Source organism: Streptomyces melanosporofaciens (assembly GCF_900105695.1).
In the GTDB taxonomy this organism is placed as follows: domain Bacteria; phylum Actinomycetota; class Actinomycetes; order Streptomycetales; family Streptomycetaceae; genus Streptomyces; species Streptomyces antimycoticus.
Window position 1 is genome coordinate 1,449,763 of record NZ_FNST01000002.1, and the last position, 12,702, is coordinate 1,462,464.

At 72.4% G+C, this 12,702-nt stretch carries 12 protein-coding genes and 1 pseudogene; 10 read left to right on the plus strand and 3 right to left on the minus strand.

The features are described 5' to 3' along the window. Positions 1-46 precede the first annotated feature (46 nt). The 6 genes and pseudogenes from BLV72_RS09150 to BLV72_RS49720 all read left to right on the plus strand — a co-directional run. Entirely contained in the window at positions 47-1,252 is a 1,206-nt protein-coding gene (locus BLV72_RS09150) for an alpha/beta hydrolase (RefSeq protein WP_093461476.1), read from the plus strand. Between the two features lie 85 nt (positions 1,253-1,337). After that, on the plus strand, positions 1,338-2,336 hold the full coding sequence (locus BLV72_RS09155; protein WP_093461478.1) for a DUF4429 domain-containing protein: 999 nt from the start codon (positions 1,338-1,340) through the stop codon (positions 2,334-2,336). Further along, positions 2,337-3,713, plus strand: a complete 1,377-nt coding sequence (locus BLV72_RS09160) for a sensor histidine kinase (RefSeq protein ID WP_093461479.1) — start codon at positions 2,337-2,339, stop codon at positions 3,711-3,713. Then, positions 3,710-4,387, plus strand: a complete 678-nt coding sequence (locus BLV72_RS09165) for a response regulator (protein ID WP_093461481.1) — start codon at positions 3,710-3,712, stop codon at positions 4,385-4,387. The genes BLV72_RS09160 and BLV72_RS09165 overlap by 4 nt, the downstream gene beginning before the upstream one ends. Before the next feature lie 125 nt (positions 4,388-4,512). Next, entirely contained in the window at positions 4,513-5,724 is a 1,212-nt protein-coding gene (locus BLV72_RS09170) for an alpha/beta hydrolase (protein ID WP_093461482.1), read from the plus strand. Between the two features lie 88 nt (positions 5,725-5,812). Beyond that, positions 5,813-5,958: pseudogene (locus tag BLV72_RS49720) on the plus strand (bifunctional uroporphyrinogen-III C-methyltransferase/uroporphyrinogen-III synthase); the annotation flags it as partial. Positions 5,959-6,086: 128 nt separating this feature from the next. On the opposite strand, the gene BLV72_RS09175 reads toward BLV72_RS49720, so the two are convergent. Next, a complete protein-coding gene (locus tag BLV72_RS09175; RefSeq protein WP_093461484.1) occupies positions 6,087-7,130 on the minus strand; it encodes an aldo/keto reductase in 1,044 nt (347 codons plus the stop codon). Next, complete coding sequence (locus tag BLV72_RS09180; RefSeq protein WP_093461485.1) at positions 7,127-7,588, minus strand: MerR family transcriptional regulator; 462 nt, start codon at positions 7,586-7,588, stop codon at positions 7,127-7,129. The genes BLV72_RS09175 and BLV72_RS09180 overlap by 4 nt, the downstream gene beginning before the upstream one ends. Positions 7,589-7,736: 148 nt before the next feature. Between BLV72_RS09180 and BLV72_RS09185 the strand changes: the two genes are divergently transcribed. Then, complete coding sequence (locus BLV72_RS09185) at positions 7,737-8,552, plus strand: serine hydrolase domain-containing protein (RefSeq protein ID WP_093461487.1); 816 nt, start codon at positions 7,737-7,739, stop codon at positions 8,550-8,552. Between the two features lie 20 nt (positions 8,553-8,572). Here BLV72_RS09185 and BLV72_RS09190 read toward each other — a convergent pair whose 3' ends face one another. Beyond that, positions 8,573-9,241: a pirin family protein gene (locus tag BLV72_RS09190; protein ID WP_093461488.1), complete on the minus strand. Its 669-nt coding sequence runs from the start codon at positions 9,239-9,241 to the stop codon at positions 8,573-8,575. 110 nt (positions 9,242-9,351) lie between these two features. Between BLV72_RS09190 and BLV72_RS09195 the strand changes: the two genes are divergently transcribed. The 3 genes from BLV72_RS09195 to BLV72_RS09205 all read left to right on the plus strand — a co-directional run bounded on the left by BLV72_RS09195 (position 9,352) and on the right by BLV72_RS09205 (position 12,628). After that, positions 9,352-10,536 carry a PucR family transcriptional regulator gene (locus BLV72_RS09195; protein WP_093461490.1) on the plus strand — a complete coding sequence of 395 codons (1,185 nt, stop codon included), beginning with the start codon at positions 9,352-9,354 and terminating at the stop codon, positions 10,534-10,536. Positions 10,537-10,625: 89 nt separating this feature from the next. Beyond that, positions 10,626-11,621, plus strand: a complete 996-nt coding sequence (locus BLV72_RS09200) for an ACP S-malonyltransferase (RefSeq protein ID WP_093461491.1) — start codon at positions 10,626-10,628, stop codon at positions 11,619-11,621. After that, on the plus strand, positions 11,618-12,628 hold the full coding sequence (locus BLV72_RS09205; RefSeq protein WP_093461492.1) for a ketoacyl-ACP synthase III: 1,011 nt from the start codon (positions 11,618-11,620) through the stop codon (positions 12,626-12,628). The genes BLV72_RS09200 and BLV72_RS09205 overlap by 4 nt, the downstream gene beginning before the upstream one ends. Positions 12,629-12,702 lie beyond the last annotated feature (74 nt).

Genomic DNA, 12,702 nt, shown 5'->3' on the forward strand with positions numbered 1-12,702 from the left:
ACGGCATTTGGCACCTGGCACCACGCTTCTCCTAGGGTGTGCCGCGGTGACTTCCTTCTCGGAGCTCGGCTCCCCCTCCCCCGGTTCCACCGCTTGGCGCGCCCTGCTCGCGCTGGCGGTGGTGTTCGTTCTCCTCGCCACCACCGGGTGGACGGCCGTACGGAGCCACAAAGGAGCCCCGGACGCGCTCTCCGCGTCGATCAGCGCCTGGCGCAACGGATCGCTCGGCGGCCGCGCGCTGCCCGATCCGTACGGCTCGCCGCGCGCCCTCGGCCGCTGGTTCGACTCGCTCACCAAAGCCCAGACGAACCGCCTGGTGCGGCGCTATCCGCTGGCCGTGGGCAATCTCAACGGCGCGCCGGTGGCCCTGCGGTTCCGGGCCAACCGCGTCGCCCTGACCCAGGCGCGCAGCGATGAGCGCAAGCGGATGCACGACCCCCAGCTCACCCCGATGGGCCGCTCCGACGCGACCCGCCGGATGGACCGCTACGAGGACCTGCTGGGCGCCGGGCGGCAGATCCTCTCCTTCGATCCGTCGGGCGGCGGACGGGCCGCCGAGGTCTTCGGCGACCTCGCCCACGCCAACCGGGTCTCGATCGTGGTGCCGGGTGTGGACACCGACATCCTGACCTTCCAGAAGTCCGGGCGCCCGTACACCGCCACGGTCGGGATGGCCCACGCGCTCTACGAGAACGAGCGGGCCGACGCCCCGGACACCAAGACCGCCGTCATCGCCTGGGCCGACTACACCTCCCCGGCCGGGATCGGCATGGACGCGGCCACCGGCAAGCTGGCCGCCCAGGGCGCGGTGCGGCTGCGCGCGCTGGTCGACGCGCTGCCCGCGCTCTCCCGGGTCTCGCTGATGTGCCACAGCTACGGCTCGGTGGTGTGCGGGGTCGCCGCCCGCGATCTGCCGCCCAAGGTCACCGATATCGCGGTGGCCGGCAGCCCGGGGATGCGCGCCGACCACGTCTCCGACCTGGGCACCAGCGCCCGGGTGTGGGCGATGCGGGACTCCGGCGACTGGATCGGGGACATTCCGCATCTGGAGGTCGGCGGGCTCGGCCATGGCGCGGACCCGGTCTCCTCGGGCTTCGGCGCCCGGCTGCTGTCCGCGGACGGGGCGGATGGACACGCCGGATACTTCGAACCGGGCACGACCAGCCTGGACAACTTCGCGCGGGTGGGGATCGGTGCTGTCCAGTCCGTGAGCTGCGGCGACGGCGACGACTGCACCGCGGGGCTACGCTGACGGCCGGCGCAAACACCGGAAACTCTAGTGACGCGCGTAGCCTCAAAGGGGGACGGGCGGGCCACCGCCGCATACGATGAGCCGCATGGGTGATGTGCTGGCCGGTTTTCAGACCGTCTGGGAGTTCGACACCGACTCCATGCTCATCCGCTTCGAACGGGGGATCCGCACGCCGAAGCTGCTCCAGGCGCTCGGCGAACGCCGCATCCCCTTCGAGGCGCTGTCCGGAGTGGAGCTCGCTGTCGGCAAACGGGGAACGGTGGTGCTGCGCGCCGTGCCCAGACCAGGCGCCGACCCCCTGATGGACGCCGCGGACGGCCAGCTCAAGGAGGCGTACGACCCGTACCGCCTGGTGCTGCCGGCCGAGCGGGAGACGCTCGCGGACTACTACGCGGAGCGGATACGCGAGTCCCTCTGCCCGGACGCGGACGTCCCCGCCGAGGCGCATCTGGTGACCGTGCCCCCGGCGCCGCTGTCCTTCAAGGCGTACGACGGCAAGGCGTCCTTCGACGGCAAGGCGATCTCCTTCCGATGGTTCTGGACCGGCGCCTCCTCGGAGAAGTGGAAGGTCGGGGACCAGCACTTCCGGATCGACGAGCTGACCGGTGTGGAGTGGCGGTCCCCGGAGAGCCGGGGCTCGGCGGGCACCGCCACCAAGGAGGGCTCCGCCAAAGGTGCGTCGGCCAAAGGCGGTGCCGCCAAGGACGGCACGGCCAGGAACGGCACCGGCAAAGCCGCCCCCAAGGGCGGCGGCCACGGCTATCTGCGGCTGCTGCGGCGCTCCGCCGAGGACGAGCCCCTCGGCCGCCCCGACCAGGACCCGGCGGCCGTCGTGTTCGGGATGGGCTACGGCCTCGTCCACCAGTCGCTGCCGTTCGCCGCGGCCGTCCTGGAGGCGATACGGGCCTCCTCCCCGGTGCCGTGCCCCGAGGGCGCCCCGTCCTCGAACCGGGCCGGGGCCCCGCGCCGCGACCCAGCGGACATCGCCGAGCGCATCCGTCATCTGGGCGAGCTGCACACGGCCGGACTGCTGACCGACGACGAGTTCAGCGCGAAGAAGGCCGAGCTGCTGGCGGAGCTGTAAGTGTCCGGTCCCTCCTCCGCACCGGCCGGCGCGGCCGCCGGCCCGGGGTCCACCGCCGCCTCCTCCACCGCGCACGAGAGCCTGCCCAAGGCCGCCCGGCGGCAGGCGGGCGCCCTCGCCCGGGCCCTGGTCACCCCCAGCTATCCGGCGACCCCGCTGTTCGCCCAGTCGCCCCGGCGCTGGCTGCGCCGGGTGCCGTACGGCGTGGCGATGATCCTCACCACGATCCTGGTCCCCACCTCCGCCCAGGTCCTCTCAGGCGACTACGGGGTGGGCGGCGGCGTGGCCACGCTGATCGGCATCGTCCAGAGCACCCCGCTGCTGCTGTCCGTCACCCGTCCGCTGCAGGCGTGGTGGATCGTCTTCCTCGCCGACATCGTCTGCGCCCTCGTGGTGCTCGGCACCGCCGACCACCTGGAGAACCGGGTGTGGCCCTGGCTGCCGGGCCCCATCATCGGCTATCTCTTCCTGCTGCTCGCCCTCGCGCTGCGCGAACCGCGCCGCACCCTGGTGGCGGTGTGGCTGGTCACCGGCACCGCCGGACTCTCGCTCGGCATGGGCTTCCCGGACAAGAGCAACGGCAGCAATGTGGTGCTGTTCGTGCTCAGCGGAGTGGTGCTGCTGGTCGCCGGGGCGCTGCGGGAGCGCGGCGACGCCCAGCGGCGGCTGGCCGAGCAGGAGACGATCAGCGAGGCCGAACGGGCCCATCGCACCCTGCTGGAGGAGCGCACCCGGATCGCCCGCGAGCTGCACGATGTGGTCGCCCACCATATGTCCGTGATCACCGTGCAGGCCGACAGCGCCCCGTACCGGATCGGTGGTCTGCCGTCCGAGGCGGAGCGGGAGTTCTCCACCATCGCCGCCACCGCCCGGGAGTCCCTCGCCGAAATGCGGCGGCTGCTGGGCGTGTTGCGCAGCGAGGAGACCCGCGGTGAGCGGGCGCCGCAGCCGGGGCTGCGGCAGGTGCCGCAACTGGTCGAGGCGACGGTACGGGCCGGCATACCGACCACGCTGACCATCGCGGACGAGGTGGCCGAGCTCGAACCGCTGCCGCAGGCCGTGGGGTTGTCGGCGTACCGCATCGTGCAGGAGGCGCTGGCCAATGTGGTGCGGCACGCCCCGGGCGCCGCCACCCGGGTGGCCGTCTCGGCGGCCGAGGACCGCTCGGCGCTGACCCTGCTGGTGGTCAACGGCCCGCCGGTCAGCGCGCCCACCAAGCCCCTGGAGACCAGCGGCACCGGCCATGGCCTCGTCGGCATGGTCGAGCGCGTACGGCTCGTCGGCGGCATGCTCGACACCGGCCCGCTCCCCGACGGCGGCTTCCGCGTCGCGGCCCGGCTCCCCCTGTTGGACCTCGAAGAGACGGACCCGTCATGACCATCAAGGTGATCATCGTCGACGACCAGGCGATGGTGCGGGCCGGGTTCGCCGCCCTGCTCGCCGCGCAGAGCGATATCGACGTCGTCGGCGAGGCGCCCGACGGGCGGGAGGGCGTGGCGGTCAGCCGTCGCACCCACCCCGATGTGGTGCTGATGGACGTCCGGATGCCCGAGATGGACGGGCTCGAGGCGGCGCGGCAGCTCCTGGACCCGCCGCGCGGGGTCATCCACCGGCCCAAGGTCCTGATGCTCACCACCTTCGATGTGGACGACTACGTCTACGAGGCGCTGCGCGCCGGGGCCAGCGGCTTTCTGCTCAAGGACGCCCCACCGGCCGATCTGATCTCCGCGGTCCGGGTGGTGGCGGCGGGCGAGGCGCTGCTCGCCCCGTCCGTCACCCGCCGGCTGATCGCCGACTTCGCCCGCCAGCGCCCCGCCCCGCGCCGCGACGGCCCGGCCGCGCGGCGCAGCGGGCTGACGCCGCGTGAGACCGAGGTGCTGGAGCTGATCGCGCGGGGCCTGTCCAACCAGGAGATCGCCGAGTCGCTGGTGCTCGCGGAGCAGACGGTGAAGACGCATATCGGCCGGGTGCTGGCCAAGCTGGGGCTCCGCGACCGCGCCCAGGCGGTGATCTTCGCCTATGAATCGGGCCTGGTGACGCCGGGCCAGTGACCCGGGCCGGGCCGCGACCCCCTACTGGGGTATGACATCCCACTTGGCACCGGGGGGTGACGTACCGCCACCCGACGGCTCCCTACCTTTCCCTCCGTCACCGACGGAAGAGGGAAGCCCCGGCCATGTCCCAGACGCTACGCACCAGGCACTACGCGCGACGCCTGATCACCGCGGCGCTCACCATCACCGTCATGGCGGGGACGGCCGGCTGGACCGTGGCCCACGAGGAGCAGGCCATCACCGGGCCGCCGCCCGGCACCGCCGCATGGCTGTCGGACCATGCGCTGAGCGGGGCCGGGCGCGAGCTGCCCGATCCGGCCGCCACCTCGCCCGCCGAGATCGCCCGGTTCTTCGGTCGGCTCACCGACGTCCAGCGCAAGGCGCTGGTCATCCGGCATCCCCAGGTGGTGGGCAATCTGGACGGCGCACCGCTGAGCCTGCGGTACGAGGCCAACTCCCGGGCGATCCGGGCCGCCTGGCACAAGGAGCGGAAGGCCGACCCCGAGAGCCCGCTCGCCGAGCGGTACGCGGCGCTGCTCGCGCCCGGCCGCCAGATCCTCGCCTTCGATCCGCGTGGCCGCGGCCAAGTGGCCGAGGTGTACGGGGACTTGGCGACGGCGCGGCGCACGGCCGTGATCGTGCCCGGGTCGGACATCGACCTGGACGCCTTCGACCGTACGGGCGATCCGTACGGTGCCCCGGCCGGGATGGCGCGGTCGCTGCGGGCGCAGATGGCCAAGGATGCGCCCACCACCCCGACCGCCGTCATCGCCTGGGTCGGCTACACGACCCCGGTCGGGGTGGGCCCGGACGCCGCCACCAGCCGGCTGGCCAAGGCGGGCGCGCCCCGCCTTGACCGGTTTCTCGCGGGGCTCGCCGTGACCACCGCGGCGACCGCCGACGCCCCGCCCGCCGTCTTCTGCCACAGCTACGGCTCGGTGGTCTGCGGTCTTGCCGCCTCCGCGATGGACCGCGCCCGCGTCTTGGACCTGGTGGTGCTGGGCAGCCCGGGGATGCGCGCGGACAGCGCCGGGGCCCTGCGGACCGGGGCCCGGGTCTGGGCGGCGCGGGACCGCACCGACTGGATCCGGCGGGTCACCGGCTATGACTTCCTGGGCCTGGGCCACGGCGACGACCCGACCGATCCGTCCTTCGGCGCCCGGGTGGTCTCCTCCGAGAGCGCCCGGGGCCACACCGGCTACTTCGCGCCGGGAACCGACTCGCTGCGCAACTTCTCGCGGATCGCGCTCGGGGACTTCGACGCCGTGCGATGCGCCGAGGAGGACGGCGGCAGTCCGGGCACGGGGCCGGACTGCCGCCAAGGTCTCGTCTGACCGCGACCACCACACACGGACCGCGCTCTGTGTGTGCCTCTTCGCACACCGGACCGCCCGGGCGAGGCGACGGGCGCGACCCGCTGGGCCCGGTGTGGCCGCCGCGGTGGGCGTGCCCGCCTGCGCGGGGGTGCCGCTGCGGGAGGCCGCAGCGCGGATGCGCGTTTCGTGGACGCTTTGGCCGCCGATGAGCGCTGCTGGAGCGAGGTCGGCTCGTCCGACGCGACCGCCGTGGCCTGCGCGATCTGGAGACGGTGGCCGCCGCCGCGTGCTGCGACCCGCCGCCATGGTCGTCACGCGGTGTGTGACGACCATGGCCGCGACGCGCCGCCGCCGAACCCGCGCCGCTGAGCCGAGCGCGGCTACTCGCGGCCCGCGCTCGTCAGACTCATATCGGCGTAGCGGGCGCCCGCCACCTGTCCCGCGATCGGCTCCAGCGCGGCCAGCTCGTCCGCGCTCAGCTCGATCCGGGTCGCGCCGGTGTTCTGCTCGATCCGGGCGCGGGTGCGGGTGCCGGGGATCGGCACCACGGCGAGCCCGTGCACCTGGGCCTGCTGCTGCACCCAGGCCAGCGCGATCTGGGCGAGCGTGGCCCCGCGCGCCTCGGCGATCTTGCGGATCGGCTCCAGCAGCGCGGCGTTGACGGCCGCGTTGTCGCCGGTGAAGCGGGGCTGCAGGCGGCGGGAGTCGCCCTCGCTCAGCTCCTGCTCGGCCTGGACGAAGGAGCCGGTGAGGAAGCCGCGGCCGAGCGGCGAGAACGGGACGAGGGCGACGCCCAGCTCGGCGGCGGTGGCCGCGACGCTGTTCGCTCCGCCGCCCTCCACATCGCGGGTGAACAGCGACCACTCCGACTGCACCGCCGCGATCGGATGCACCGCGTGCGCCGCGCGCAGCTCCTTGGCCGTGACCTCGCTCAGCCCGAGGTGCTTGACCTTCCCCTCGGCCACCAGCTCGGCCATGGCGCCGACGCTCTCCTCCAGCGGCACCTCGGGGTTGCGCCGGTGCATGTAGTACAGGTCGACATGGTCGACCGCCAGCCGCCGCAGACTGCCCTCGATGGCCTGGCGGATGTACGGGCGGTCGTTGTGGACCCGCATGTTGCCGAACGGATCGCTCTCGTCGCGCTCGATGGCGAACTTGGTGGCCAGGGTGATTCGGTCGCGGTGGGCCCGGACGAAGGGGGAGATGAACTCCTCGTTCCGCCCGAAGCCGTAGACATCGGCGGTGTCGAAAAGCGTGACGCCCAGCTCCAGGGCCCGCTCCAGCGTGGCCCGCGCCTCCGCCTCGTCATGGGTCGGTCCGTAGCCCCAGCTCATGCCCATGCAGCCCAGGCCCTGGACGCCGACCTCCGGTCCGCCGGCCCCCAGGCCGACGGTCGCGATGGTCTCATTGGTGCTGTTACTCATACGGGGTCAAACCTCTCCGACGCCCGTCGGGCGTCAGCGTAGATATCGATCTTGTAGTCGAGGACTTCGAGCGTGCTCTGGAGCTCGGCGATCCGCTCCCGCACATTCGCGCGGTGCGTGGTCAGCAGCTCCTCGCGCTCGGCGAAGGTGTGCTCGCCCTCGCGCACCAGCTCGGCGTAGCGGACCATGTCCGCGACCGGCATCCCGGTCAGCCGCAGCTTGCCGACGAGGTCGAGCCAGTCCAGGTCGCGATGGGTGAAGCGACGCTGGCCGGTGTGCGTACGGTCCACATGCGGCATCAGCCCGATCCGCTCGTACCAGCGCAGCGTGTGCGCCGTCAGCCCGGTATGGGCGACCACCTCACTGATCGTGTAGCCGTCCCGCCCGCTGGGCCGGGGGCGCCCGCCCCTCCCCGCGCAGGCGCGGACCTTCACCGGGGCGCTCTCCATCAGGGTCATGCCGATTCACCTCTCGCAGGTCGCCGATCCGCACACCTCATCGACGTCTTCAACGCTATGGACTTGGAGTGCACTCCAAGCAAGCGAAGATTTGGCGGAACCTTGGGTGCCGTGAGTCCGCGCGGCGCCCGCCACTAGGCTCTGGGACATGGAGAGCCTGCGGATGATCGAGAACTGGCCGGTTCCGACGGCGGCGGCCGCCGTCGTACGCGCGGACGGCACCCTGGCCGGATCGTACGGCCCGACCGGTCATCGCTTCCCCCTCGCCTCGGTCACCAAGCCGCTCGCCGCCTACGCCGCGCTGCTCGCCGTCGAGGAGGGTGCGGTGGAGCTGGACGAACCGGCCGGGCCGGAGGGCTCCACGGTGCGCCATCTGCTGGCGCACACCTCCGGGCTCGCCTTCGACGAGCACCGCTCGGTCGCCGCGCCGGGCAACCGCCGGCTCTACTCCAACGCCGGGTTCGAGGTGCTGGGCGATCACATCGCCAAGGCCACGGACATTCCGTTCCCGGAGTATCTGCGCCAGGCGGTGCTGGAGCCGCTCGGCATGACCGGCACCGAGCTGGCCGGCTCGCCCGCCAAGGACGGCGTCTCCACCGTGGACGACCTGGTGCGCTTCGCGGCGGAGCTGCAGGCCCCGCGGCTGCTGGCGGCCGAGACGCTGGCCGAGGCCACCTCCGTGGTCCACCCGGGTCTCACCGGTGTGCTGCCCGGCTACGGCCATCAGCGGCCCAACGACTGGGGGCTCGGCTTCGAGATACGCGACGGCAAGTCGCCGCACTGGACCGGCGCCTCCTCCTCACCCCGCACCTTCGGACATTTCGGCCAGTCCGGGACGTTCCTATGGGTCGACCCGGACGCCCGCGCCGCCTGCGTCACCCTGACGGACCGGGCCTTCGGCCCCTGGGCCGTCGAGGTCTGGCCGGCACTCACCGACGCGATCCTGGCCGAGCTGAACGCATAGACCTCTCAGCCATACCCCCCTCAGCCGTAGACCGGCTCCGCGCGCATTTCCCAGATCAGCAGCTCGGCGGGGCCCTCGGCGCGCGCCTCCAGCCCCTCCGCGCCCGAGATCCGGGCCGCGTCGCCGGGCCCGAGGGTCTCCCCCTCGATCCGCGCCGCGCCGCGCACCGCATGGGCGTACACCCACGGCGCGTCCGGCAGCGCGGTGCGCTCGCCGTCCACCAGCCGCCGCACATGCAGCACCGCCTCGGTGCGCTCCAGCGCGTACGGGGTGCCGTCGGCGATGCCGCGCACCACCTCGTACCCGGGGTCCTTCGCGGCGCCCGGGCCCGGCACCAGCCACATCTGGACGAAGGTGAGGGGTTCCGCACCCGCGTTGCGCTCGGTGTGACGCACTCCGCTCCCGGCGCTGAGCCGCTGCACATCGCCGGGGCGCACCACGGTCCGCGCGCCGGTGGAGTCCTCGTGAGTGAGCTCACCCTCGACGACCCAGGTGACGATCTCCATATCGCGGTGCGGATGCTCGGCGAAGCCCGCACCGGGGGCGAGCCACTCCTCGTTGCAGGCGACGAGGGATCCGAACCGTACGTTGCCGGGGTCGTAGTACCCAGAGAAGGAAAAGGCGTGGCGCGTCTCGATGCCCGCGCCCTCCCCACCCGGATACCGTGCACCGGACCGCTGTATCCACATCACCCGGTCCACGGTAGTGCGCCCCGACCCGTCCGCCCCCGGCCCCGCCCCTACCCCCGCGTAGCCTCCCGCCCCCAGCGCTCACCACCCGATAAGGCAGTCTTGTCCTCGTGCCTGAACCAGCCTCGAACACCCCGCATCCGCACAGTGCCACCCTGCGCCGCCTGGAGAAGTCCTCCGGGAAGCTCGCCGCCAACGCCATCGCGCGCATGGACGAGCAGCTGCCGTGGTACCGCGCGATGCCGCCCGAGAACCGCTCCTGGATCGGGCTGGTGGCACAGGCGGGCATCGCGGCCTTCACCGAATGGTTTCGCCACCCCGAGGCGCCCCAGGCGATCAGCACCGATGTGTTCGGCACCGCCCCGCGCGAGCTGACCCGGGCGATCACCCTGCGGCAGACCGTGGAGATGGTCCGCACGACCATCGAGGTCATGGAGTCGGCGATCGACGACGTGGCGGCCCCGGGCGATGAGTCGGTGCTGCGCGAGGCGCTGCTGGTGTACGCGCGGGAGATCGCCTTCGCCACCGCCCAGGTCTACGCGCAGGCCGCCGAGGCGCGCGGCGCCTGGGACGCCCGGCTGGAGTCGCTGGTGGTCAACGCGGTGCTGTCCGGGGAGGCGGACGAGGGCGCGCTGTCCCGCGCCGCGGCGCTCGGCTGGAACTCCCCCGAGCATGTGTGCGTGGTGCTGGGCACCGCCCCCGACGGGGACAGCGAGCTGACGGTCGAGGCGATCCGGCGGGCCGCCCGCCACGCCAAGCTGCAGGTCCTCACCGGGGTGCTGGGCGACCGGCTGGTGGTGGTCGCGGGCGGCTCGGACAATCCGCTGCAGGCGGCGAAGGCGCTGATCGGGCCGTACGCCCCGGGTCCGGTGGTGGCCGGTCCGGTGGTCTCCGACCTGCTGGCCGCGACCCGCTCGGCGGGGGCGGCGGCGGCCGGGCTGAAGGCGTGCACCGCCTGGCCGGACGCACCCCGTCCGGTGCTCGCCGACGATCTGCTGCCCGAGCGCGCGATGGCCGGGGACCCCGCTGCCCGTGTGCAGTTGGTGGAGGAGATCTACAGACCGCTGGAGGAAGCCGGTTCGGCACTGCTCGAGACACTGAGTGTGTACCTCGAACAGGCGAGCAGTCTGGAGGGGGCGGCCCGGATGCTCTTCGTTCACCCGAACACCGTCCGCTACCGGCTACGACGTGTGACGGACGTCACCGGATGGTCACCTTCCGACGTCAGGTCGGCGTTTACTCTGCGCATAGCCCTGATCCTGGGCCGTCTCGCCGACGCGAACATATTGCCCTGACCGTTTGTTGGACCTCCACAATTCCCCTGACGGTTCTTCGTCCTTGTCCTCACGGGCGAGTCGGACCGTCCACAAGAGAGAGTGTGAGAGTGCTCGTACTCGTCGCTCCCGGCCAGGGCGCTCAAAAGCCCGGCTTCCTCACCCCCTGGCTCGACCTGCCCGGCGTCACCGAACGTCTGACGTGGTGGTCGGCCGTGTCCGGGCTGGACCTCATCCACTACGGCACCAAGGCCGACGAGGAGGAGATCCGCGACACCGCGGTGGCCCAGCCGCTGCTGGTGGCCGCCGGTCTGGTCTCCGCCCACGCGCTGTTCGGCGAGGGCATCGAGGACGCGACCGGTCTCGCCGGGCTGCCGAGCCGTATCGGCGCGGTCGCGGGCCACAGCGTCGGCGAGATCACCGCGGCCGTGGCCGCCGGTGTGCTCAACCACGAGGCGGCCATGGTGCTGGTCCGCCGACGCGGGCTCGCCATGGCGGAGGCCGCGAGCCGCACCGAGACCGGAATGGCCGCCATACTGGGTGGTGAGCAGGACGATGTCGTCGCCCACCTCGACAAGCACGGACTGACCCCGGCGAACGTGAACGGCGCCGGCCAGATCGTGGCCGCGGGCACCGCCGAGCAGCTTGCGGCGCTGGCCGAGGACAAGCCCGAGGGGGTGCGCCGCGTCGTACCGCTCAAGGTGGCCGGCGCGTTCCACACCGATCACATGGCCCCGGCGGTCGCCGCCCTCGAGGCCCTGGTCGCGGGCGTTCCGGTGGCCGATCCGCGCACCGCTTACGTCTCCAACCGTGACGGCGGGGTCGTGACGTCCGGGGCCGGGGTGATCGAGCGAATGGTCGCCCAGGTGTCCAACCCGGTGCGCTGGGACCGGTGCATGGAGACCTTCCAGGAGCTGGGCGTCACCGCGCTGATCGAGGTGGCCCCGGGCGGCACGCTCACCGGCATCGCCAAGCGTGCGCTGCCGGGCGTCACCAACCTGGCGCTGAAGACTCCGGACGATCTCGACGCGGCCCGTGCGCTGATCGCGGAGCACGCCATTCCCGCCGTCGCCACACCGGCCGAAGAGGAGCTCCGAGAAGCATGACCGCGAAGATCAAGCCCAGTAAGGGCGCCCCGTACGCGCGCATTCTCGGCGTCGGTGGCTACCGTCCGACCCGGGTGGTGCCGAACGAGGAGATCCTCAAGCACATCGACTCCTCCGACGAGTGGATCCGCTCCCGCTCGGGCATCGCCACCCGGCACTGGGCCGGTCCGGATGAGACGGTCGCCGCCATGTCCGTGGAGGCGGGCGGCAAGGCCATCGCCGACGCCGGCCTGAGCCCGGAACAGATCGGCGCCGTGATCGTCTCGACGGTCTCGCACTTCAAGCAGACCCCGGCGATCGCGACCGAGATCGCGCATCTGCTGGGCGCCGGCAAGCCGGCCGCCTTCGACATCTCGGCGGGCTGTGCCGGCTTCGGCTACGGGCTGACCCTCGCCAAGGGCATGATCACCGACGGCACCGCGGAGCATGTGCTGGTCATCGGGGTCGAGCGGCTTTCGGACCTGACCGACCTGGAGGACCGCGCGACGGCCTTCCTGTTCGGCGACGGCGCCGGCGCCGTGGTGGTCGGCCCCTCCAAGGAGCCCGCGATCGGCCCCACCGTCTGGGGCTCGGAGGGTGACAAGTCCGACACCATCACCCAGACGCTGCCCTGGGACGTCTACCGCGACCAGGACGCCGCCGAGGTGCGCTACCCGGCGCTGCGCCAGGAGGGCCAGGCGGTCTTCCGCTGGGCCGTCTACGAGATGGCGAAGGTCGCCCAGCAGGCTCTGGACGAGGCCGGGGTCGCCCCGGAGGACCTCGACGCGTTCATCCCCCACCAGGCCAATATGCGGATCATCGACTCGATGATCAAAACCCTCAAGCTGCCGGAGCATGTCACGGTCGCCCGTGATGTGGAGACCACCGGCAACACCTCGGCCGCCTCCATTCCGCTCGCCATGGAGCGGCTGTTGGCGACGGGGCAGGCGAAGAGCGGCGACACCGCGCTCGTCATCGGATTCGGAGCGGGTCTCGTCTACGCAGCGACGGTCGTTACCCTCCCTTAGGCTCCATAGTCCATATCCACGCAGCTCGGCAGAAGTCGGACGCTGCGCCACCACCGCAACACACCGAAGAAGGA